15 protein-coding genes, 17 tRNA genes, 2 rRNA genes and 5 pseudogenes (1 of these 39 cut by a window edge) are annotated in these 23409 nt (G+C 40.4%); 5 read left to right on the forward strand and 34 right to left on the reverse strand.

Annotation, left to right across the window (positions count from 1 at the left end; genetic code table 11):
* Positions 1–157: 157 nt before the first annotated feature.
* From RCG23_RS25915 to RCG23_RS07720, 8 genes and pseudogenes are all read right to left on the reverse strand, one after another.
* Positions 158–727, reverse strand: a complete 570-nt coding sequence (locus RCG23_RS25915; RefSeq protein WP_374049845.1) for a M6 family metallopeptidase — start codon at positions 725–727, stop codon at positions 158–160.
* Positions 722–2084 (reverse strand): annotated as a pseudogene (locus tag RCG23_RS25920) (immune inhibitor A domain-containing protein); the annotation flags it as partial. The pseudogene RCG23_RS25920 and the gene RCG23_RS25915, both read right to left, overlap by 6 nt.
* A 714-nt stretch (positions 2085–2798) precedes the next feature.
* Positions 2799–3076 (reverse strand): annotated as a pseudogene (locus RCG23_RS07695) (ArsR/SmtB family transcription factor); the annotation flags it as partial.
* A gap of 342 nt (positions 3077–3418) precedes the next feature.
* Positions 3419–4318, reverse strand: coding sequence for an oligopeptide ABC transporter permease (opp4C, locus tag RCG23_RS07700; RefSeq protein WP_308179998.1), 900 nt, complete (start codon positions 4316–4318; stop codon positions 3419–3421).
* 34 nt (positions 4319–4352) lie between these two features.
* Complete coding sequence (locus RCG23_RS07705; protein ID WP_308179246.1) at positions 4353–5315, reverse strand: ABC transporter permease; 963 nt, start codon at positions 5313–5315, stop codon at positions 4353–4355.
* A gap of 73 nt (positions 5316–5388) precedes the next feature.
* A complete protein-coding gene (locus RCG23_RS07710) occupies positions 5389–7146 on the reverse strand; it encodes a peptide-binding protein (RefSeq protein WP_308179247.1) in 1758 nt (585 codons plus the stop codon).
* A gap of 85 nt (positions 7147–7231) precedes the next feature.
* Positions 7232–8230 carry an ABC transporter ATP-binding protein gene (locus tag RCG23_RS07715; RefSeq protein ID WP_308179999.1) on the reverse strand — a complete coding sequence of 333 codons (999 nt, stop codon included), beginning with the start codon at positions 8228–8230 and terminating at the stop codon, positions 7232–7234.
* A 27-nt stretch (positions 8231–8257) separates the two neighbouring features.
* The gene (locus tag RCG23_RS07720) at positions 8258–9229 is read right to left on the reverse strand and encodes an ABC transporter ATP-binding protein (RefSeq protein WP_308179248.1); all 972 of its coding nucleotides are present in this window, start codon (positions 9227–9229) and stop codon (positions 8258–8260) included.
* Between the two features lie 483 nt (positions 9230–9712).
* Here RCG23_RS07720 and RCG23_RS07725 point away from each other — a divergent pair, with 483 nt between their 5' ends.
* The 4 genes from RCG23_RS07725 to RCG23_RS07740 are packed head-to-tail and all read left to right on the forward strand — an operon-like array spanning position 9713 to position 12180.
* Positions 9713–10342 carry a TetR/AcrR family transcriptional regulator gene (locus RCG23_RS07725; RefSeq protein WP_308179249.1) on the forward strand — a complete coding sequence of 210 codons (630 nt, stop codon included), beginning with the start codon at positions 9713–9715 and terminating at the stop codon, positions 10340–10342.
* 27 nt (positions 10343–10369) lie between these two features.
* Positions 10370–11263 (forward strand): ABC transporter permease subunit, encoded by an 894-nt coding sequence (locus RCG23_RS07730; RefSeq protein ID WP_308179250.1) that lies wholly within the window; start codon positions 10370–10372, stop codon positions 11261–11263.
* Positions 11264–11725, forward strand: coding sequence for a hypothetical protein (locus RCG23_RS07735; RefSeq protein ID WP_308179251.1), 462 nt, complete (start codon positions 11264–11266; stop codon positions 11723–11725).
* A 41-nt stretch (positions 11726–11766) separates the two neighbouring features.
* A complete protein-coding gene (locus tag RCG23_RS07740; RefSeq protein WP_308179252.1) occupies positions 11767–12180 on the forward strand; it encodes a hypothetical protein in 414 nt (137 codons plus the stop codon).
* A 54-nt stretch (positions 12181–12234) separates the two neighbouring features.
* Here the strand turns inward: RCG23_RS07740 and yhbH are convergent.
* The 7 genes and pseudogenes from yhbH to queG form a co-directional block, all read right to left on the reverse strand.
* Positions 12235–13424, reverse strand: a pseudogene (yhbH, locus tag RCG23_RS07745) (sporulation protein YhbH).
* A gap of 212 nt (positions 13425–13636) precedes the next feature.
* Positions 13637–13810 carry a hypothetical protein gene (locus RCG23_RS07750; RefSeq protein WP_308179253.1) on the reverse strand — a complete coding sequence of 58 codons (174 nt, stop codon included), beginning with the start codon at positions 13808–13810 and terminating at the stop codon, positions 13637–13639.
* A gap of 259 nt (positions 13811–14069) precedes the next feature.
* Positions 14070–15965: a PrkA family serine protein kinase gene (locus tag RCG23_RS07755; RefSeq protein ID WP_308179254.1), complete on the reverse strand. Its 1896-nt coding sequence runs from the start codon at positions 15963–15965 to the stop codon at positions 14070–14072.
* Between the two features lie 349 nt (positions 15966–16314).
* Positions 16315–17064, reverse strand: coding sequence for an oxygen-insensitive NADPH nitroreductase (gene nfsA / locus RCG23_RS07760; protein WP_308179255.1), 750 nt, complete (start codon positions 17062–17064; stop codon positions 16315–16317).
* An 86-nt stretch (positions 17065–17150) separates the two neighbouring features.
* Positions 17151–17622 (reverse strand): annotated as a pseudogene (trmL, locus tag RCG23_RS07765) (tRNA (uridine(34)/cytosine(34)/5-carboxymethylaminomethyluridine(34)-2'-O)-methyltransferase TrmL).
* A gap of 65 nt (positions 17623–17687) precedes the next feature.
* Positions 17688–18566, reverse strand: a complete 879-nt coding sequence (locus tag RCG23_RS07770) for an amidase domain-containing protein (protein WP_308179256.1) — start codon at positions 18564–18566, stop codon at positions 17688–17690.
* A 75-nt stretch (positions 18567–18641) separates the two neighbouring features.
* Positions 18642–19780, reverse strand: a pseudogene (gene queG, locus RCG23_RS07775) (tRNA epoxyqueuosine(34) reductase QueG).
* A 113-nt stretch (positions 19781–19893) separates the two neighbouring features.
* On the opposite strand from queG, the gene RCG23_RS07780 reads away from it, so the two are divergent.
* Positions 19894–20565 carry a B3/B4 domain-containing protein gene (locus tag RCG23_RS07780; RefSeq protein WP_308179257.1) on the forward strand — a complete coding sequence of 224 codons (672 nt, stop codon included), beginning with the start codon at positions 19894–19896 and terminating at the stop codon, positions 20563–20565.
* A gap of 316 nt (positions 20566–20881) precedes the next feature.
* On the opposite strand, the gene RCG23_RS07785 is transcribed toward RCG23_RS07780, so the two are convergent.
* From RCG23_RS07785 to RCG23_RS07875, 19 genes are all read right to left on the reverse strand, one after another.
* Positions 20882–20955: transfer RNA gene (locus RCG23_RS07785), tRNA-Gly, on the reverse strand.
* 227 nt (positions 20956–21182) lie between these two features.
* Positions 21183–21267: transfer RNA gene (locus tag RCG23_RS07790), tRNA-Leu, on the reverse strand.
* A 23-nt stretch (positions 21268–21290) separates the two neighbouring features.
* Positions 21291–21376, reverse strand: a tRNA-Leu gene (locus tag RCG23_RS07795).
* A gap of 36 nt (positions 21377–21412) precedes the next feature.
* A tRNA-Cys gene (locus RCG23_RS07800) sits at positions 21413–21487 on the reverse strand.
* 8 nt (positions 21488–21495) lie between these two features.
* Positions 21496–21570: transfer RNA gene (locus tag RCG23_RS07805), tRNA-Gly, on the reverse strand.
* Between the two features lie 3 nt (positions 21571–21573).
* A tRNA-Gln gene (locus RCG23_RS07810) sits at positions 21574–21648 on the reverse strand.
* A 40-nt stretch (positions 21649–21688) separates the two neighbouring features.
* Positions 21689–21764: transfer RNA gene (locus RCG23_RS07815), tRNA-His, on the reverse strand.
* A gap of 16 nt (positions 21765–21780) precedes the next feature.
* A tRNA-Trp gene (locus RCG23_RS07820) sits at positions 21781–21854 on the reverse strand.
* Between the two features lie 7 nt (positions 21855–21861).
* Positions 21862–21945: transfer RNA gene (locus RCG23_RS07825), tRNA-Tyr, on the reverse strand.
* 18 nt (positions 21946–21963) lie between these two features.
* Positions 21964–22039, reverse strand: a tRNA-Thr gene (locus tag RCG23_RS07830).
* A gap of 13 nt (positions 22040–22052) precedes the next feature.
* Positions 22053–22128, reverse strand: a tRNA-Phe gene (locus RCG23_RS07835).
* 8 nt (positions 22129–22136) lie between these two features.
* Positions 22137–22212, reverse strand: a tRNA-Asp gene (locus RCG23_RS07840).
* Positions 22213–22215: 3 nt separating this feature from the next.
* Positions 22216–22289, reverse strand: a tRNA-Met gene (locus RCG23_RS07845).
* A gap of 173 nt (positions 22290–22462) precedes the next feature.
* Positions 22463–22538 (reverse strand) — tRNA-Val (locus RCG23_RS07850).
* A gap of 5 nt (positions 22539–22543) precedes the next feature.
* Positions 22544–22617: transfer RNA gene (locus RCG23_RS07855), tRNA-Glu, on the reverse strand.
* A 19-nt stretch (positions 22618–22636) separates the two neighbouring features.
* Positions 22637–22728: transfer RNA gene (locus RCG23_RS07860), tRNA-Ser, on the reverse strand.
* 4 nt (positions 22729–22732) lie between these two features.
* A tRNA-Asn gene (locus RCG23_RS07865) sits at positions 22733–22807 on the reverse strand.
* 10 nt (positions 22808–22817) lie between these two features.
* Positions 22818–22933, reverse strand: a 5S ribosomal RNA gene (rrf, locus tag RCG23_RS07870).
* A 132-nt stretch (positions 22934–23065) separates the two neighbouring features.
* Positions 23066–23409, reverse strand: a 23S ribosomal RNA gene (locus RCG23_RS07875); it runs 2590 nt beyond the window's last position.

Here is a 23409-nt window from a genome sequence, read left to right on the forward strand (position 1 = left end):
TAAACATTGATTTCAAGATCTAAACACCACTTTTACAAGTTTAGACCTTTTGGTTTTCACTGTCAATATAGTGGAAACTATTAAATAGATAGATTAGTAAGATCGTGAAATGCACAAAAGAAACCTAGGCATTGCACAGGTTCCTGATTATACTTAATTATTTGTAGATTACAATCGAACCAACAGATTTGTCAGTCGATTGGCCATTTACACGAACCTTTAGTCCATAGTGTCCGATATCACGGCCAGCATCTGGTAAGAATGTATTTAAGAATGAGTTGCTGTCATTAAATAATGATACAGCATCTTGGCTTGGAGTTGTTAATGTCTGTACATTTGGATAAATTAGATTTAATCCGGATGTAGGATTTAAACCAAAAGCAGCATCTGCAATTTGATATCGAGTGCTTGCTTCAGGAGTGTCTCCATTAGGTCGGATCCATCTCAAATCATTGCTAAGGTGGGCATCGACTACTCCTAGGAATCCATTACCCGGATGTACACCAGTCCAGTTTTCTGTGTAACTGTCATCTACATACCATACCACTAAGCCACCATCATAGCTCATTAAAGATTTTCCACGTTTAATGTGACCTAATCCTTGGTCAACACCATTATGGCTGCGCCATTCAAGCAGGTAGTAGTGATTGCTATATTTGTTTCCATCTTCTTTTGTGAAACCATTAGAAGTAAATGGTGAAGTCGCTTTCTCTGCATCATCTTCCACTACTGTTTGACCATCCGCTACAACCTTAACGTTATCAACAAAGAACCCGGTATAAGAAGAACCCCAATCTGTTGCATAGCGAAGACGAAGTTTAATTTTTTGGCCTTTATATTGTGAAAGGTCAAAAGATTGTGGCTGCCACTTACCCTCTGTACTGCCAGTAAAACCAGGCATAGAGTTTATGATGGTTGGATATCCTTCTGGAACTACATCTGAACGAGTATTTGCATTACCTAAAGATTTCCAAGTCGAGCCATTATCAGTTGACACCTGAACAAAGGCAAAATCCCATTGTGGTTCAATGTCATACCATGCATCAAAGGTTAATGTAGCAGCAGATTTACCTGTTAAATCAACATCCGTTACCATATTTGTATCAGATTCATCCGCTTGACCGCCCCAATACTCATAGCTTCCTGTAGGCGTATTAATAGGCGTTTTCTTTTTAGGTAAGTTAACACGTATTGCCTGGTTATTCTGTCCAAGTGGTGAATTTGCCTGGTCCAGTAAAAATTGTGTTCCTTTATTTGAAACATCTTCCCAGTTCACAGCAGTTGGATTTGTCCACTTTCCACCAAGTGTCGATTGGAAGTACTGCTTTGCCCAAGGGGAGAAGCCTGTTGGTTCTGCTCCAGGAATTTTACCTGCCCATGAACCGCTTGACATAATAGACCAATACTGAATAGGCTCGTCAGCACCAGAGTAGATTGTATCGTATTCATCAGGAAGACCCAAATCATGTCCGTATTCATGGGCAAATACTCCAGTTGCTCCGTCTTCAGGCATCATGGTGTAATCATAGAAACCTGGCAGTCCTTTTCCTAATCCATCTGGATCGACAAGCTTAGCGGAACGGTGAGACCAGATAGAATTATTGCCTAAGGATCCGCCGCCTGCTTCTTCGCCATTCCAGAATGGATGATTTGCAAATGATCAACTAAACCATCAGGCTCCCAATAGTTACCGTCGCCATCAAGATCATGTGGATCTTCCAAATCATAGTCTTGTAGAGGAACACCTGCAGCAAGTGCCGCTTTGTAAGTATCAATAACTAATTGTTTCGAACCGCCTGGTGTAACATTATCATGTCCACCGGAAGCTTTGTCCGATCCATAATAAGCAGCTGTTCCCGGTACCTTAAGCCAGCCATAAGCTTTTCCATCTACAGTATACGTACCTCCTGACTGTTCTTCATAGAATTGCTTTTGGGAAACTTGATCCTCGTTGTTAGGCCTTTATATTCTCCCTTTTTACCAAAAATCATTTTTTCATAGTGATCAGTGTTGTAATCCTTATAATAGTTATCTGTTTCATTTGGCTGAATATTATTGTGAGTTACATCTGAATATTCTACCATCAAAGTCAGCAATTTTCCTTGCTTCTTTACGCCAGGTGAAGTTCCTTCCTGCACAGGATCTGGATTCCCCTTTAATTGACCATACTTATTGCCTTCTCCTTTTAAAAGACCATTATTAAAGTCCTTGAATTTCCGTTGCTTTGCACTATCCGCGGCTTTCACTTTAGCTGCAAGCGAATCGGACTCAATCGCTTTGTCCTGCTTACCTTTTAAATCCAAATAAGCCTTTAAAGCATTCTGTTTTTGTGTCTCTGTAGCATCCGCAGGAATGACACCCTGCCTAATTAATAACTCTATTAATTTTTCATCATTCACTACCGATAAATCTAAAGAACTATGAGACTGAGAGACTTGAGACTGTTCCTTATGTAGTTTATTGCTCACAGGGCTGAAATAATTTCCAGGGAATCCTGAAAATAAGGTTCCAGCAATCACTACTGATGTGAAACTTGATTTTAATAGTTTATTCAATGAAGTGCCTCCCGTAATTGTAATGTGTGCTTTTTTATAATATTCCGAAAATTGTTATCCTACAAGAGTACAAAAGGTCTGTTTTCTGATAATTCTAACAAATAATTTCTATACCTTTTGTTACACATTGAATCAGTTCCATCTAGCAAATTAGGCATACAGAAAACATAATATGTATGACAAATAGACTATTCTTTTGAACATATAAAAAAACAGGACAGCCTTTAGAGCTCCTGTTCTTTTTCATTCCATTACCTCATCATCACTCAGTTTATCAAGCATTGTAATCGTATCAACTAGGTGGTTATTGAAGATTTGCTTGGCAATCGTAAGCAATTCTACTATCATTTGATCTCTTAAAGAATAAACAACCCGATTCCCATCCTTTTGGCCCATTACTATATTTTCCGCTCGCAAAACGGTCAATTGCTGGGAAACGGCGGATTCACACTATCAATTAACATCTGAAGTTCATTGCCATTTTTGTCCCCCTCAGATAATAACTCTAATATTTTTATCCTCCTAAGTTCTTTTTATTATGATAAGCTGAATTTGATTTTTAGTATTTAGATAATGTTCTGCAGACGAACGGAAGTTATTGAACCACTTATTTGTATTTTTGACAAAAAAAATGCTGGTGCAAGGCACCAGCTAATTATGGGAAGTTTTTGAAAAATGAGTTCCATGAATCAACTTTTCAATTAAGTTACCTTTATCATAAAGCACACTTTTGTAGAACTTATAGAGAAGTTGTGTGGAAGTTGTGAAGATGAAGCTGTAATTTATTTAACTCCATAGATTTTTCCTTCTATTCTCTTAAAATATATAAAACCTGCTGAGTTTTTCATCAGCAGGTTTTTTGTTTATCGCTTATTACTCTTAGGATCCAAAGCATCTCGAAGGCCATCCCCAATAAAGTTGATGCATAGCACCGTTACTAAAATAGCTAAACCGGGAGGAATCCAGGCAGCCGGACTATTACGCAAAATGCGCAAACTTTGTGCCTCAGAAATCATATTTCCCCATGTGGCAGTAGGCTGAGGGATACCAAAGCCAATAAAGCTTAAGGCTGATTCAACAATAATATACGTTGCCATCATGAGAGACGCATTAACAACAATTGGCCCTATGGCATTTGGGATAAAATGCTTAAAAATAATACGGAAATCACTGGCTCCAATCGCTTTTGCACCTAGTACAAATTCCTGTTCCCTTAATGATAAATAAGTCCCTCGTATAATTCTTGTTAGATTTGGCCACGAGGTCAGTGCAATAATCGATACAAAAATGCCAATATTTATTTTTTCCAGGATAGCGACCACAGTCAGGACAAGCACAAGGAATGGCAAAACAAGGATCATGTCTGCAGCACGCATAATGATAGCGTCAACCTTCCCGCCATAATATCCTGCGATTGAACCGAGTGTCACTCCAATAATAAGGGTGAAAAGCATCGCACTAAATCCAACAACAAGGGATATACGACCACCGTATAACAAGCGGGCAAAGTTATCTCTTCCTGAACTGTCATTCCCTAATGGATGATCAGCGCTTGGCGGCTTTTCAACCAATAACAGATTCGATTTGGTCGGGCTTTGATCTGTCAGCAGTGGTGCAAAAATAACAGACAAAACGATGAGTAATAAAACAATTATTCCCGCAACAGCCAGTTTATTTTTCATAAATCGTTTGAGGGCAATTCGGAAAGGGGAATTTATCTTTTCCGGTTTTTTTACCCTATGTAATTCTGAATTTCTTTCCAATGTTTCTTGTTGATTTAGCTGCAAGTTTGTCACCTCAATCGTATCGGATTCTTGGATCTACGACACTATAGAATACATCCGCCAAAAGGTTTCCAAGTAAAATGAAGAAGCCAAGCATGAGATTCATTGCCATTATGACCGGATAATCACGGTTCGTAATTGAATTGATAAACAGAGTTCCCAATCCCGGGTATTGATAGACTCCTTCAGTAATAACTGCCCCGCTTAAAAGGTTACCAATTTCAAAACCCAAAAGAGTGACAATAGGAATCAAAGCATTTCGAAGAGTTTGTTTATACAATACATTTTTTTCTGTCATCCCTTTTGCCCTCGCTGTCCGGATATAATCACTTGCCAGAACGTCGAGCACTTCCGATCTCATGAAGCGCATATAAGTTGCAGTCCCACCAAGGCCGAGAGTTAATCCTGGCAACACCAGATGGTGCAGTTTGTCTGCAAATAAGGAAAATCCTGCTCCATCTGGCGATGAAACAGTACCTTGTGATGGGAACCATCCAAGATTGATAGAAAATAAATAAATTGCCACTAATCCAAAGAAGAAACTCGGTACGGCGAATCCGAAGAACCCAAATGCGGTAGCCCCGTAATCAAATATGGAATATGGATGCCGGGCGGAATAAATTCCAATTGGTATAGATACTATGATGGTAATAAACAAAGTAAAGATTGCGAGATAAAAAGTATTATCCATTCTTTCGCTGATTAACTCCGTAACACTTCGTCCCTTATAGACATAGGAATCTCCAAAATCCCCTTTAACCACATCCTCTAGCCAATGAAAATATTGAACATAAAAAGGATCATTTAATCCAAGTGCCTCTCTCTGTTTTTCATAAACTGCCTTATCGACCTTTGGATCCAATTTACCTGAAAATGGATCACCAGGTGCTGCTTCAATAAGTCCGAATACAATAACAGTTAAGGCTAAAAGCATAGGGATAAATATGAGAATTCTTCGTATGAGATACTTGTACACAACATCCCCTCCAATCTTGAAAAAGAAAGGAGCATGCGGCGCTTTACCGAACGCTCCATTCTTTTAAAAATTTTTACTTTGTCACATTCCATAGATGCGGATCATTAATAAATGTAAATGGCAATACATTTATGCCTTGAATACGCTTATTAAATGCCCATAAGCTGTTCGGATTGTAAAGGATCAAAGCTGGAAGGTCTTCGCCAAACTTGACCTGCCATTCGCTTAATTTCTGTTTACGGAATTCTTCATCAAATGCTTTTGGCGGTTCATTTGCTTCATTAACCAATTTATCCGCATCAGGATCGTTCCAGCGTGAGTAATTATAAGCCGCTTTCGAATACCATAGTCCGGATGGATCTGGGTCTGTACTGTCAAGGCTCCAGCCTGCCAGGTAAAGATCCCAATCCTGAGCATTCTTTTCAAGGTCATCATAGTATGCCGCTGCCTCTTTAGGCTGGCGCATATCGATCTTAATTCCTACATTCTCAAGGAATTCTTTGATAATCGGAGCAGAACGCTCACGAATTTGGTTTCCAGTTGGATAGTTCAAGTGAAGAACCCACTTGTTTCCATCCGGATCTTCACGGAATTTGTCCCCGTCTTTATCCTTGTATCCAGCTTCGTCGAGAAGCTCTTTCGCTTTTTTAGGATCAAATTTATATTGATTTGGATTCTTGCCATCGTATGCCGCGAACTGTGTAGCGATTGGAGAGTTCTGAACACTTGCACGTCCGTATAGCAAGCCGTCAATAATTCCTTTGCGGTCAATCGCATAAGCAATTGCCTGACGAACTTTTTGATTGGATAACTTTTTATTTTCCGTCCACTTCGATGGATCTAACCCTGCATCATTCTTAGCACGATGGTTGACCATCATACCCATGATTTGATAACCAAAGTTTGGTTGTTCGATTATATTTACATTACTGTAACCTTTTACGGTGTCGTAATCTGCTGGCTGGAAGCCATTCGGGTCAGCAACAAAGTCGATTTCTCCGTTTTCCAGCAAGCCAAGAATTACCGCCTGATCGACGATCTTCCAAACTACGCTGTCAAGGTAAGGCTCACCCTTCCAATAATCCTTGTTCTTTTCAAGAACATATTGTTCACCTTCAACCATTTTCGTTAACTTGAATGGACCAGTTCCGACAATTTTCCCTGCATCGCGTGACTCTGGTGCAGATGGCATATCTTTAAGTGCGATATTTTTGAAAACGTGCTCTGGGATAATGCCGATAGCAGCATCCGCAAGTGCCAACACATTTGGTTTTGCAAACTTGAATGTTACTGTATGTTCATCATCAGCAACAACACCTTGGAAATCTTTTGTTTTACCAGTTGAAAAATCCTCATAGCCTACTAATCTTTCAACGAAATTGGTACGTACGCCGCCTGCTTCAACGTAACCAGGGCTTGCGATTGATTTATAAGTAAATACAACATCATTAGCTGTAAATGGCTGTCCATCTGACCATTTAACACCTTCCTGCAACTTGAAGGTAACCTGTGAATGATCGTCATTGAACTCCCATGATTTAGCTAGATTAGGAGTGAATTCCAATTTTTTGTTTTGGGAGACCAAGCTTTCATGTGTAAAGGATAAGATGTTAGCTTCATACGCATCAGAGTAGAAAATTGGATTGAAAATACCTGCAGGAGCAGTATCCATCGCACCCGTAATGGTGCCGCCTTTTTTAGGCTTTGAACTACTTTCGGTTTTAGTTCCTTCTTTTGAGGTTGAAGCCTTCTCATTATTGTCGCTACATGCAGCCAACACTCCCAAAAGAAGTACAAAACACAGCATTAATGACCAGCTTTTCTTTTTCACACTTTACACCCCTTATATTTTTTTCAATAGTCATGGCCAAACGTTACGTATCCAGGCACCACCTCCTATATGATTGAACATCTGATTATTGCTCTTTGTCATATAAGTGGCAGGCGACAAAATGCCCTTCCGATACCTCGGCCAATTCCGGTCGGACGGCTGCACAACGATCATGAGCTTTAGGGCAGCGGGTTCTAAACGCGCAGCCCGAAGGTGGATTTGATGGGCTTGGCAAATCCCCGCTTAAAATAATTTTCTGCCTGCGGTTACGAATATCTGTGGAAGGAACAGCTGATAATAGCGCTTGTGTGTATGGATGCAAGGGTGTAGTATAGAGGTTCTTCTTAGGTGCAATTTCAGCTATGCGTCCAAGGTACATGACTGCTACCCGGTCACTTATATGCTTTACAACACTTAAATCATGAGCGATAAATAAATACGTGAGGTTGAATTCATCCTGTAGGTCTGCCATTAAATTAAGAACCTGTGCCTGGATGGAAACGTCGAGTGCAGAAACCGGCTCATCACAAATAACAAATTTTGGGTTTAATGCTAAAGCACGGGCAATGCTGATACGCTGGCGCTGACCGCCAGAAAATTCATGAGGATATTTGAAGCGGTCATCTGGTCTGAGACCTACTTTTTCCAATAAATTAATCGCTTTTTCATTCCGTTCTCTGCGCTTTAAAGAAGTCTGAACGATTAAAGGTTCTTCAATCAATTCAAGAACACTCATTTTCGAATTAAGGGAAGCAAAGGGATCCTGGAAGACGATCTGCATATCACGTCTTATAGGCCTGAGCTTTCGATTTCCCATGGTCGAAATATCCTGGTCTTCAAAAATGATTTGTCCTTCCGTCGGCTCCATTAATCTTAGAAGTACCCGCCCAAGAGTCGACTTTCCGGAACCAGATTCGCCAACTACTCCAAGGGTCTCTCCTCTTAGGACATTAAGTGATACATCATCTACTGCCTTTACATGGCCTACTGTATGCTTTAAAATTCCACCCTTAATTGGGAAGTACTTTTTTATATTTTTGGCTTGTAGAATATAGTCCTGATCGGTCTTTTTCTTTAATTCCATCTCTGTTACTGACAACAGTAAAACCCCCTATTCATAAAGATAACAGCGTACTTTATGGTCCATGTCTATTTCAAGCAGCTCTGGATTGCTTTCCCTGCATTTAGCCATCACATTCGGGCAGCGGTCTGCAAAGCGGCATCCCTGTGGAAAGCTATGGGAGGGCGGTACCATTCCCTTAATCGCACCCAATCTATCAACCTCTTTTTCAAGGCTCGGCAAGCTCTCAAGAAGCCCAACTGTGTAAGGATGCTTAGGATTTTCAAATAACGATTCAACATTTGTTTCTTCGACGATTTGCCCCCCATACATAACCATTACACGGTCAGAATATTCCGCCACCACCCCTAAATCATGTGTGATCAGCAGAACTGCCATATTGAATTTAGTTTTCATCTCATCCATGAGATCTAATATTTGTGCTTGGATGGTCACATCTAATGCAGTTGTTGGTTCATCTGCAATTAGTAATTTAGGATCACACGAAATTGCAATCGCGATCATTGCCCGTTGGCGCATTCCTCCAGAAAGCTGGTGAGGATATTCTTTCATTGTTTCTTCTGCCCTTGGAAATCCTACGATTTTCAGAAGCTCCACTGCTTTCCTTTGTGCAGCAGGCTTTGACAATTTCTTATGCCTGATAAGCGTTTCAACAATTTGGCTGCCAATTGTATAAACAGGATTGAGGGCGGTCATCGGCTCCTGGAATATCATTGCCATTTCGTTACCACGTACCCTGGACATCTGTTTGTCCGAGAACGGTACCAGGTCTTTACCACCAAAGACAATTTGCCCTTCTTTGATTTGTCCTGGTTTTCCAACCAGCTTCATAATGGATAAAGAGGTGATGCTCTTTCCGCTTCCTGATTCACCTACGAGTGCAAGGGTCTCACCTGGATTGATAAAAAAATCTACACCATCAACTGCCTTGGCTACTTTGCTATTCTCCAGCTTAAAATAGGTCTTTAATCCTTTCACTTCTAATAATGGAGTTTGAGTCATTTACATCACCTCTGTCATAATTTACAAAACTAGCACGCAAATATTTTAACTAGACTGCTATTTTGCAACAACTTTTTAACAGCTGTAAGATTTTTAGCGCACGATATAAATCCAACGGCACAGTTTTATCTGTACCGTAAGTCGGATTGATTCACGAAAAGGTTACATTTAATTTAGAATCTTCTGATTTTTAATTCTATGAGTCCCCCAATCTATTTAGTATAATATTGGGTTAAAACATGTTCTGAGTCTTGTTTTCTTAGTAGTTGCCGTTCAAAGAAGCAGAGGAAATGAATCAATAATTTGAGGATAAATTTTGTATTCCCATTAAAACATAATCTAAATTTTTTAACAAGTTTTAATTTTAATAATTTTGTAATTAATCTGAAATATTTTTAATAAATATTAGACAATTAAAGAATAAAATGGTAAATTATACAGACGAAAAGGTTATTTTTAGTCATATAAATTAAGGATGATTTTATGCCAAAATTCTCAGAAAAAGAATTGATTGCCGTTAAAAAAATACTTCATCAAAAAGGAAAGGAGTTATTCATAGAATATGGATTAAAAAAGACAAGTATCGATGATATTGTCCAAGCTTGTGATATAGCGAAAGGATCATTCTATAAATTTTTCTCATCGAAAGAAGAACTTTATTTTGATATTTTGAAAAGTGAAGAGGAAGATTATCTAAAAATCTATAATTCAATCATCGACTCTAAGGAAAATGGAGCTGACCTAATATCCACGCTAATTAAAAACCTCTGGTTATTTCATAGCAGTAATGCTTTCTTACAGCTTTTTTATGAAAGAAATGAAGTCCAGAATTTAATCCGGAAAATTCCCCAAGAAGAAATTCAGCATTATACGGAGGCCCAACGCCAAAAGTTCATTAATTCTGTAGGGAATCTGCAAACGGATGGCAGAATTAAATCAATTAAACCCGAAATCATTGAAGGACTGGTGAGAGGGGCATTGCTCTTAACTCTCCAAAAGCGAAGAATAGGCGAACATTTATTTGAAGATGTGATGAATTATATTATTGAGTTTATTGGCATCGGGTTAGAAGCAAAGGAAACAACCTATGAAAATGGCGAACTATTAATCTGAAGCTCGCTATTTTAAGGAGGGGTTTATTTGTTCCTGCAAATGATTAAAGGAGCATTCATTATTTTTATGGTCGTGACTGCGTTCATATTATTGCTATTGCTGCCAAGGGAAATAGAAATCACCCAGATTGGACTCTCGTCGTTCATAGCAAAATATCCTTTTACTTTCGAATTATATAAAAATAGTATCCATGAATTTATAAAGCACTTCAAATTAGAAGGATTAGGTAAAACCGCTACTGGCATACCCATAACAATTGAAGCACAGAGGCTTTTAGGAAGGAGCCTGATCATTGTGGTTCCATGTTTTGTTTTGAGTATGTTCATTGGCTCATTGCTTGGAATCTTGAATTTTTATTTGCGTGAAAAAACAATTGGAAAAATACTTAATTTTTTTTCCTGGATTTTTTCGTCCATGCCAGATTTTTTTCTATTTATTGCTATTCAATATCTATTAATTAAACTAATAGGAGCAGGGCTTCCACATTTCAACCTTTATGGTAATGATAACTGGTACAGCTTTGTGATTCCATTACTTGCCCTGACTCTATTTCCAATGATCCATATCGCGAAATTCATTGCTTCCTCCATGGAAAATGAAGTGAATCAGGAATATGTAAGGACTTCTAAAGCAAAAGGTCTTACAGGCCTTCAAGTATTAATACATATGCTTCGAAACTGTGCTAGCGGCCTTTTGAATCAGACACAAGTTGTCATGCTCTATATTCTATCTAGTTTGCCAATCATTGAAAAACTATCCAGCTATCATGGTGCAGGATATCAGCTTCTGGAAAGCATTATCAATAATGAAGATATGCAATCATTCGTACTTATGCTTCCTTTTTTATTACTGATGCTGGCAACTATAATCATGGCACAGCTAATCAGGATATTATTATTGCCCAAAAGGGAGGCAGTTTAAGTGAACCCTGTCAATATCCTGAGAAGGAACTACCCATTGTTTATTGGATCACTCATGCTGCTTGTTTTACTGTTTATGACTTTCTTTGGAGAGTATCTCCCATTTATTGATCGGAATTTAAGTGAAACGAAGTATACTTGGAATGAAAAACATATACCGGTCGCTCCTCCTTACGCTCCATCAAAGGATTACATTTTCGGTTCAGATGAATTGGGAAGGGATTTGCTGAGTCTGCTGGTAATAGGAGCAAAAAACACCCTCATAATTATTGTTCTTATCACTTTGATTCGTTACCTTTTAGCCATCCCCTTTGCTTATTTCGCACATAAAAGAATTTTTGGAGCGGAGTTTTTTCTAAACTGGATTAATGCATTTTTAGGATTTATTCCCTCAATTGTCATTGTTGTATTAATTGCTACTTTACCTCCTATTTTAACGAATGATATGAGGCCCTCATCATAATATTCGTATTGGCAGCTTTAGAAGTAGGCAGAGCCGCGGATATGATTAAACAGGAGTTTGATGAAATTGCCTCAAAAGAATTTGTTCAAGGTGGAATTTCTATAGGAGCCTCTTCCTTTAGAATGGTTAAATCTTACTATATGCCCTTTCTTTATGACAAATTAATCATTAATATGATAACGGATCTTGGCAGGTCCATGTTCCTTATTGGTCAATTAGGGTTTATTAGTATTTTTCTCTCACAAGATCTTGTCCAAGTGGATCCCGGTATCTTCAAATTTATCAATAACTCGATAACCTGGCCTTCGTTTTTCGCAAATGCTTTCCGCGACATAAGAGGCTATATTTGGATCCCATTCTTCCCTTCCTTGGCGATTACTTATACCATTTTAACTTTTAATGTGTTTGCCAAAGGCTTGCAAAACCTGACAAAACAAAATGTGAGTTATTTTTAACAATAACTTTCAGAATAAAAGAAAAATCGACAGGTGCCTGGCACCTGTCGATTTTTATATATAGGTCTTTTCCTCTTCCTTCTGGAAAAAGCTCTTCATTGCATGGAATACATCTGCTTTTTGCTTCAGGATAAAATAGCGGAAATCTTCGTGTTTAATATTTTTATATGCTGACATTAAGGTCGAATGTCGGTTGTATTGGTTTACTTCACCGTATCCGAACATATTGGATACCTTCATCAATTCTTCCACCAGCTTAACGCAGCGTGCGTTATCCGAAGTCAAATTATCGCCGTCTGAGAAATGGAATGGATAGATATTAAATTTTTTTTGATCGTATTTTGTATCGATAAGCTCTAATGCTTTCCGGTAAGCTGATGAACAAATCGTGCCGCCGCTTTCCCCTTTTGAGAAAAAATCTTCCTCGGAGACCACTTTTGCCTCCGTATGGTGTGCAATAAATTCAATTTCCACTGTTTCATATTTCGTCCGTAAAAAACGTGTCATCCAGAAGAAAAAGCTTCTTGCCATATACTTCTCCCAGATTCCCATACTTCCACTCGTGTCCATCATTGCAAGCACAACCGCTTTTGATTCCGGCTTAACAATCTCATTCCATGTCTTAAACTTCAAGTCTTCCTTGTAAATTGGATGAAACTTCGGCTGTCCTGTCATGGCGTTCCGTTTGAATGCTGACATCATTGTCCGTTTTTTATCTATATTCCCCATTAATCCTGTCTTCCGGATATCATTAAATTCAATGTTTTCTACAACTATTTCCTGTTGTTCTTTTCTCTTAAGATTTGGAAGTTCAAGCTGCTTGAATAATGCTTCCTCTATTTCCATCATGGAAACTTGAGCTTCAAAATAGTCCTCTCCTGCCTGGTCTCCTGCACCCTGGCCTTTTCCTGGCCCTTTTCATTGCCGGAGCCATCCCTTGCAACCACATCACCAATCTGGCTGTCACCGTTGCCCTGGCCCACATGTTTGTTTTTATCATAGTTATAACGGATTTTGTATTCGTCCAGAGAACGAATCGGAATTTTAACCACATCTCGACCATTTGACATGATAATGCTTTCTTCTGTGATCAAGTCGGGAAGGTTATTGCGAATCGCCTCCTGGACTTTTTCCTGATGGCGCTGCTGGTCATCGTGGCCTTTACGGTGGAGGGACCAATCTTCTCGCGAAATCACAAACTGGTGGCTACTCTCATCGGTCAATTTAAACCCCTCCTTATTCATTTGTTCCTGATTGCCTAAACGCTTAATACCCTCTCCATTGTCCTAAAAAATGGATATTATGTTATTACTTTATCCTATGCGAAAACGCGAAATAATTTACAAATAATTTTGACAATTTAACTTTTCCAAAACTTCTTTATAATTGGTAATCACTCCAATTCCAGTTTGTGTTGTTGTTGCAAAAGTAAAAAACCTCCGCGCTTTGGCGAAGGTTACTCGTCTTCCTTTTCATGCTGGATAGGATCTGGCTTTTTTCCATACTCTTCTTTTAATTCCTGATTAGTCCTTCGATTCTCCATTTGTTTGCCAAGATTTTCCATATCTTCAAAATTGGGTGCCATCGAACTGTTGTCAGGAACATAATTTTTATCTAATTCTTTTTTCATTTTCTATCACCTCTTGTATTCTTTTCCCTTTTTATTGGTTTTTAAACGAGAAAAGCGGAAGCACCTCGGTTACCCCCGACAAGCATAAGACGCACCTTGCAGGAAGGTGCCCTCCGGAGAGGCGCCACTGAAGGCGGCCTTTATGACCTCGAGGGGGTAGGTGCTGGAGCTAGATTACTAGTTCAATTAGAAAAAATTAAGCTTTCTTATATTACAAAAAAAGAGCTGGCAAGATATTTGCCAGCCTCTTTCCGAAAAATTATCGATTTAATAAGCTTCCAACATAGCGGAGAAGTTCGTTTGCCGAAGTAGTATTATAGCCATGTTCATCAACCAGGCGCTCTACCACATTGTTGATCTTCTTAAGCTGTTGCTCATCCGGTGTTTTAGTTGAAGTCGTAATTTTTACAACATCCTTTAAGTCTGCAAACAACTTCTTTTGAATCGCTTCACGCAAGCGGTCATGGGAGTTATAATCAAACCTCTTCCCTTTTCTTGCATAAGCCGAAATCCTGATTAATACTTCTTCACGGAATGCTTTTTTTGCATTTTCCGAAATTCCAATTTGTTCCTCAATTGAACGCATCAGCTTTTCATCCGGGTTGATCTCTTCACCTGTTAACGGATCACGCAGCTTTGCTTTATTGCAATATGCTTCTACGTTGTCCAAGTAATTATCCATTAACGTCTTAGCAGACTCCTCGTATGAATAAACGAACGCCTTTTGGACTTCCTTCTTCGCAATATTATCGTATTCCTTACGTGCAAGAGAAATATAATTCATATACCGCTCTCGCAGCTCAGAGGTTATAGATGGATGATGATCCAGTCCATCCTTTAATGACCTCAGCACATCGAGTGCGTTAATCGCAGGCACTTCTTTTCTGATAATCGTAGAAGAAATTCTGTTGATGACATAACGAGGATCGATTCCGCTCATCCCTTCATCAGCATACTCTTTTTGCAGTTCTTCCACATCTGCTGAGTTGAAGCCCTCTACATTTTCCCCATCATATAGGCGCATCTTCTTAACTAAATCAATATCACCCTTTTTTGGTTCCTTCATTCTTGTTAAAATGGTGAACATTGCTGCAACCCGTAATGTGTGCGGAGCAATGTGAACATCTGAAACATCGCTTTCCTGAATCATTTTTTCATAAATCTTTTCTTCCTGTGTTACCTTCAGGTTATAAGGAATCGGCATGACAATAATCCGGGAATGCAATGCTTCATTCTTTTTATTCGAAATAAATGAACGGTATTCCGTTTCATTAGTATGTGCGACAATCAATTCATCCGCAGAAATCAATGCAAACCTTCCTGCCTTAAAATTTCCTTCTTGTGTTAAGGATAATAGGTGCCACAGGAATTTTTCATCACACTTAAGCATTTCCTGGAACTCCATCATCCCCCGGTTAGCCTTGTTTAATTCCCCATCAAAGCGGTAAGCGCGCGGATCCGATTCCGAGCCGTATTCTGCAATCGTCGAAAAATCGATACTTCCTGTCAAATCGGCAATATCCTGTGATTTTGGATCGGAAGGGCTGAATGTTCCAATTCCGGTCCTTCTATCTTCGGAGAAGAATATCCTTTCCACTAATACATCTTCTATCCGTCCTCCGTATTCTTCTTCAAGCCGCATCATATTCAATGGAGATAGGTTTCCTTCAATCCGGATTCCATACTCATCAAAAAAGTCTGAACGCAAATGGTGCGGTATTAAATGAAGTGGATCTTCATGCATCGGGCAGCCTTTAATTGAAAAAACAGACCCTTTGTCTGTACGGGAGTATGCTTCCAGTCCCCTTTTCAGCATGGTCACCAGCGTCGATTTACCGCCGCTGACAGGCCCCATTAACAACAGAATTCTTTTTCTTACATCCAGCCTTTTGGCTGCGGGGTGAAAATACTCTTCTACCAGGCGTTCTAACGATTCTTCCAGGCCAAATAACTGGTTGCTGAAAAATTGGTATTTCTTTTTGCCTTTTACCTCTTCAATTCCAGCATCCTTAATCATATTATAAACCCGTGAATGGGCTGATTGGGCAACCCAGGGCTTCTCCTTCAACATTCGAAGATAGTCCCCGAAGGTTCCCTCCCAGCGCAGTTTTTCCTCTTCTTCCCGAAACTGTTCAATTTTTTTTAAAATATCCATTAAGGTTCTCCCCCTGTCGCTTTATCAGAGACGATTAATATACTCTATGCGGCTATACTTTTGAACATGCATAATCCCAGGTAATTCCAAACCTCATGTTTTTAGACAGAAGCGGATAGAAAAATTACTGTTATCGTTTTCACTTAGGTTAAATTAGGCTATAATAAAACTATATGTAGGGATACTAAAAATGTTAAAAAGGGGGCTTACATAAAATGAGTTTAACAATTATCATAGGGGTCATGATTACATTCTTGGCAGCCATCTTCACTGCAGGTTACAATGATAAGCCGGGAACGAATAAGAAGTAAAAGAAAAAGGCTCCCACGATGTGGCAGCCTTTTTCTTTTCAATGAAGATCAAGTTTATTTTTTTGAATGAATTCCTTCATATACATTCGGGTTTGTCTCTCCAGCATGAGCGCCATCTGCTCTGTCCAGAGGTCCTTTCGCTTTCCGCCAGTCCGTTCTTCATAATAACCTGAAACGAGCGCATCATATTCATCCAGTTGTTTTTCATATACATCTCTATTTTGCTGGTATTCATCTTCATGATAAATATGTTCAATAGGAAGTCTTGGTTTTACATCCGGCGTTTGGTCAGGGTACCCAACAGCCAGTCCAAAAAGAGGGATCACTCTTTCAGGGGTTTTCAACACCTTTTTTACCTCATCGAGATTATTCCTTATACCGCCAATATAGCAGATTCCGAGTCCCATGGATTCTGCTGCAACCGCAGCGTTTTGGGCAGCGAGCGAAGCATCAATCAGCCCTACCATAAATTTTTCCGTACTTTCGATTGAAGTAAGAACATTTTTCCCTTCCCTGTCACCAATCACTTCATGACGGTAAAGATCCGCACAAAAAACAAAGAAATGTCCGTTATGTTCGACATACGATTGATTGCCAACCAGTTCAGCCAGCATTCTCTTTTTTGCTTTATCCTTAATGCCAATTATGGAATACGCCTGTATAAAGCTGGAGGTCGATGCTGCCTGTGCACTGGAAACAATCATTTTAATTTGTTCGTCTGTTAATAGCTGTTCTTTAAATTTCCGAATGGAACGGTGGCTGCGTAATAACGAAATAACATCATTCATATTCATTTCTCCTTTCCGATTTCACAACTGTTATTTAACCAAAATTTCTAATAAGAAACAAAAACAGGCCTTTTGGACCTGTTTTACTATATTAATTCAGGATAGCTCTGCTGGCGCAAAGCCTCATAAATCAGGATAGCTACTGTATTCGAAAGGTTTAAGGAACGAATATTATCATTCATAGGAATGCGCAGGCTAAGTTCCTTATTTTTTTCAATTACATCCTTTGGCAGCCCTGTCGTTTCGCGGCCAAAAATGAAATAATAATCCCTGCTTAAGTCGCTGTAATCGAAAGAAGAATGTGGCTTATTCCCGAATTTGGTCAAATAGAAAAATTCACCGCCCTCATTCTTTTCATAAAATTCATCCAGAGAATCATAGTAGACTACCTTAACAAATTCCCAATAATCAAGGCCCGCTCTTCAGCATTTTATCGTCTGTTGAAAATCCCAATGGCCGGATTAAATGCAGTGTTGTGCCTGTTCCTGCACATGTACGTGCGATATTTCCTGTATTAGATGGAATCTGCGGCTGATATAAAACTACATGCAATGACACGTTCTTCACCTCATAAGTAAACTCTAAGTGCTATTATACCACTCTTATGTTTGCATACAAGTTTGTTAGTTTCCATCGAAAATGGAATAGAATTTGTATTTTATTTTTGGTGTGTAAGCAGTGGAATCTTCATATGCCCAGTATCGCATCCGGCTGTTATAGGTGTGGGCATTCACAAGCGGCATTCCGTTCGCATCTTTGCCTGTTACAATGGTATTATGGTCAAAGCGTCCATCACCCTGGAAATCATAACAAATGACATCCCCTAATGTAAGCTGCTCCGGGCTTCTAACTTCGCTGGCCCTAAGTCCTGATTTTGAGTTGGCCAAATACAACCGAAGTGAATTGGCAACTGCCCAGCTGTAGCTATAATTATTGCGTTTCAGCCACCAGCCGGACGCCCGGCTCGGGTATCCCCTCATTGGCGATCCTCCATTGTGCAAACATTGAGAAATAAAGCTGGTGCAATCATTTTCAAATCTCTTATATGCCGGATTATAATCATTCCACCAGCGTTCTGCATATTGAACAGCTTTGAGACGGTTATATTGATACGCAAGTCTTTCGCTTACATCAATAAATTCCGATAACGCTAAGTCCGCACCTTCCACAACTTTTTCTTGCCTCTTGACTTCCTCGTCTTCCACTAACACTCCTTTGTAAAATTTCGCCTCTCTTAATTCAATTTCTTCTTCTATATATAGGAGATCCTTTTGTTTAATAAGGTATTGAAAATGTACTTGGTAAATTGCTTTGCTAAATTCTCCTTCTTCTATTCTTTTAAGTATCTTGCCAGAAGCTTTTGTTTTCACAATTTCTGCTGCTCTTTTCAAATGTGCTTCTTTCTTTTTCTCCGCTTTTTGGCATGGAGATTCTATTCCTCGGGGCTGGCTTACATATTGCTGCACTCTTTTTTCTAAAAACTCCTGAAGCTGTGACCTCATCCTATTTCACTCCTTTCCCTTCATTCATATGAAAGAGAAAGGTTTTTAAATCAAAAAAATAAAGAAGCAGACCCCTTAGGCCAGCTCCTTTATCAGCTTTAATCCCTTTTCGATTTCTTCCTTAGCCTGTTCATCTGTTTCTGTTGCATTTGCCTCTTCAAGAGCATAAAGAGCAACGTCACCGCCGATTTTAGCCAGGGCCCATGCTGCTGTTCCCCGAATAACAGGTCTTGTATCTTCCTTCATTACCTCCGCTAGGGCAGGAACGGCTGTTACATCTTTAAAAAAGGCAAGTGCCAGGATTGCGTTTCTCTGAATTGGCTTTTTACCACGCCAGGAACCAGAAATATAGCCGAATTTCGCTTTAAATTCCTTGTTGCTTATTTTTAATAGCGGTTTTAGGAGTGGCTTTGCAATTTCAGGATCTGGCTCCATTTCATTATGAAAATGAAAGTCTTTTCCTTTATTTACGGGGCACACAGTCTGGCATGTATCACAGCCGTAAATTCTATTTCCAATTTCCTCTCTGAATTCATCAGGAAGAAACCCCTTTGTCTGTGTTAAAAATGCAATGCAGCGCTGGGCATTGAGCTGGCCCCTTGAACAAGAGCACCGGTAGGACAGGCTTCAATACATTTTGTACATGTCCCACATTGGTCTTCAATTGGCTTATCAGGCTTAAAAGGGATATTAGTAATCATTTCACCAAGATAAACGTAGGAACCAAATTCCGGAGTAATGATTGAACAGTTTTTGCCGCTCCAGCCGATTCCTGCTCTTTCCGCAACAGCCCTATCAACAAGTTCACCTGTATCAACCATTGATTTTAAATTTGCATCAGGGATTTTTGCTAAAATAAATGCCTCCAACTGCTTAAGCTTGTCCCTCAAAATATGGTGATAGTCTTCACCCCAAGAAGCACGGCAAAATATACCCCGTCTCTCCCCTTTTTTACTCCGGACATGAATCCTCATTTTAGAAGGGTAGGCTAGGGCAATGGAGATAATTGATCTTGGTTCATCAAGCAGCAAATTGGGATTCACACGCTTCTCAATATCCGGCTCTTCAAATCCGGAATAATAATGAAGCTCCTGCTGCCTCAACAGCCGGTTCTTCATTTCTTCAAAGGGTGATGCGGTTGTAAAACCAATTTTATCGATGCCAATTACCTTGCTATACTCGATTAATTCGCCCTTAAATAGATTTACATCCATTTCAGTTCCTCCTTTCTTATAAGCTTTTTATTAAAGGCTAGAGAGCCTGTTGAATTATGGGTTATCTCTTATTTATGATAAACTATTTTCAAAGATTAATGGAGGTGGAAAGTATGGAAATTATTCTATCTTCCCAGTTAAAAGAACTTATACCTGGATTTAAAACAGGTATCATTGAATATAAAAATATAATGGTCGGAGAATCACCGCAAATGCTCAAAGGCAGGCTCCAGATGTTCCAGGAGTCGATTTATTTTGACCTTGAAAATAAAAATGTAACCGAACTGTCTGGAATACAGGAATGGCGATCCATTTTCAAGCTCACCGGCAAGGATCCCAACCGGTACCGTCCATCCTCTGAAGCACTGTACCGAAGAATTAAAAAGAAAAATTTCCTTCCATCGGTACAAAGTGCAATTGATCTTAATAATTTTTTCTCATTGCAATATCAGGTACCGATTGGCATTTATGATAGTGATCATCTTTGTGGACCCATTACTATCCGTATCGGCTCTAATGACGAAGAATATACCGGTTTAAACGGGAGAATCAATTCCTTAAGTGACTTAATTATCTCCACTGATATAAACGGGCCATTTGGCAGCCCATTTGTTGATTCTGAAAAAACGCCAGTAACAGAAGACACCAGGAATGCTCTGCAAATCATTTATCTAACACCTTCTACCGATGAAGAGAATGCACTAAAACTCACACGCTCTTTAATGGAAATGTTCATTCAAATTCATGGTGGCGAAGGAACATTCAAAGTAATGGGATGCGATTAAAGCATCCTTTTTTAAAGGCCGTTTTCGTATACCTTGTTGCTATTTAAGGAGTAATTGATTTCCACTCCAGGATGCTCGCTTTCCGCGGGGCGGGCGGTGAGAATCCTCGACGCACAGCGCCTGCGGGGTCTCACCTGTCCCGCTGCTCCCGCAGGAGTCTCGCACCTTCCGTTCCAATCAACTTCTTTTTCAACGATTTTCTTTTAAAAACCTATTTACAAAAAAACAATCTTTTAGTAAACAACCTTTTCAATAAATAAAAAAACGCAATGCCTCGTTATTTTTCAAACGAAACACTGCGTTGGATTAATATGTATGGAGCGGGTGATGGGAATCGAACCCACTACATCAGCTTGGAAGGCTGAGGTTTTACCAGTAAACTACACCCGCAAATTAATTTATGATGAAATTATATTTTTATTCTCGTACTCTAATGGCTCTTCCTCTACCAGCAAACTCAAAGTTGCATATGCGTCGAGACAACTCGCAGTGAATTCATGGTAGCCCTGCTCGTGGCTGAGCTTTTTACCAGTAAACTACACCCGCATTAAGAATTTTATCATTTTTTGTCGAATGAATAATTAAAATAAAAACAGGTTACCCTGTATTATTAAAAGTGGTACCGGTGGTCGGGGTCGAACCGACACTCCAGAAGGAACACGATTTTGAGTCGTGCGCGTCTGCCAATTCCGCCACACCGGCGTATTAAAATGTTTGTGAAGCAATGCCGAGGACCGGAATCGAACCGGTACGGTAGTCACCTACCGCAGGATTTTAAGTCCTGTGCGTCTGCCAGTTCCGCCACCCCGGCGAAATCGTAAAGCAACAATACTCAACATTATAATTATGGAGGCGGCAACCGGATTTGAACCGGTGAATAAAGGTTTTGCAGACCTTTGCCTTACCACTTGGCTATGCCGCCATAAAAATTGGAGCGGAAGACGGGATTCGAACCCGCGACCCCCACCTTGGCAAGGTGGTGTTCTACCACTGAACTACTTCCGCAAATGGCTGGGCTAGCTGGATTTGAACCAACGCATGTCGCAGTCAAAGTGCGATGCCTTACCGCTTGGCTATAGCCCAATGATAATGTATTTTATAAATAAATTCAATAAGAAAAAAATGGGGCGACTGATGGGAATCGAACCCACGAATGCCTGAACCACAATCAGGTGCGTTAACCACTTCGCCACAATCGCCAAAGAAAAATATAATTGGCAGGGGTAGTAGGAATCGAACCCACACCAAAGGTTTTGGAGACCTTCGTTCTACCTTTAAACTATACCCCTGTATAAATGGTGGAGGGGGACGGATTCGAACCGCCGAACCCGAAGGAGCGGATTTACAGTCCGCCGCGTTTAGCCACTTCGCTACCCCTCCGTATTGCTTTAAAGAAAATGGTGCCGGCAAGAGGACTTGAACCCCCAACCTACTGATTACAAGTCAGTTGCTCTACCAATTGAGCTACACCGGCGTTAAACAATAAATGGTGGCTCGGGACGGAATCGAACCGCCGACACAAGGATTTTCAGTCCTTTGCTCTACCGACTGAGCTACCGAGCCAATTAAAATGGCGGTCCCGACCGGGATCGAACCGGCGATCTCCTGCGTGACAGGCAGGCATGTTAACCGCTACACCACGGGACCAAATTGCGGGGGCAGGATTTGAACCTGCGACCTTCGGGTTATGAGCCCGACGAGCTACCGGGCTGCTCCACCCCGCGACAATAATAAAATATTCAATTTGCCTATGCACTTTTATGCTTTTGGGCTGCCCTCATCTTGCCGCCCCGATTTCGGAAAGCATATTCAAGATGTGGCTCAATCGTTGCGCTGTAGCTTGATCGAAGAAGCTTATTCGATCGTGCTCCACCCCGCGACAATAATAATGAATATATGGTGGAGGATGACGGGATCGAACCGCCGACCCTCTGCTTGTAAGGCAGATGCTCTCCCAGCTGAGCTAATCCTCCGAAAATGGTGACCCCTACGGGATTCGAACCCGTGTTACCGCCGTGAAAGGGCGGTGTCTTAACCGCTTGACCAAGGGCCATTTGAAAAGTAATATAAATGGCGGAGAGCAAGGGATTTGAACCCTTGAGACAGGGGTACCCGTCTACACGATTTCCAATCGTGCTCCTTCGGCCACTCGGACAGCTCTCCATTATGGCTCCGCAGGCAGGACTCGAACCTGCGACCGATCGGTTAACAGCCGATAGCTCTACCACTGAGCTACTGCGGAATAATAATCAGCCTGGCAACGTCCTACTCTCACAGGGACAATGTCCCAACTACCATCGGCGCTGAGAAGCTTAACTTCCGTGTTCGGTATGGGAACGGGTGTGGCCTTCTCGCCATTGTTGCCAGACTATTGATAAGACATATCTTATTATAATGTCTTTTTCATTTTTTTCAAGAGAAAAATGATTTTTTTTCATTCTCTCAAAACTAGATAATGTAAGAAGAAGAAGTAAGTCGAGTTCGCTTTGTCATAAATGACTTGGTTAAGTCCTCGATCGATTAGTATCAGTCAGCTCCACACGTCACCGCGCTTCCACCTCTGACCTATCAACCTGATCATCTTTCAGGGATCTTACTAGCTTGCGCTATGGGAAATCTCATCTTGAGGGGGGCTTCATGCTTAGATGCTTTCAGCACTTATCCCGTCCGCACATAGCTACCCAGCGATGCCTTTGGCAAGACAACTGGTACACCAGCGGTGCGTCCATCCCGGTCCTCTCGTACTAAGGACAGCTCCTCTCAAATTTCCTGCGCCCACGACGGATAGGGACCGAACTGTCTCACGACGTTCTGAACCCAGCTCGCGTACCGCTTTAATGGGCG

The sequence above is a fragment of the Neobacillus sp. PS3-34 genome (assembly GCF_030915465.1).
Lineage (GTDB): Bacteria > Bacillota > Bacilli > Bacillales > Cytobacillaceae > Neobacillus_A.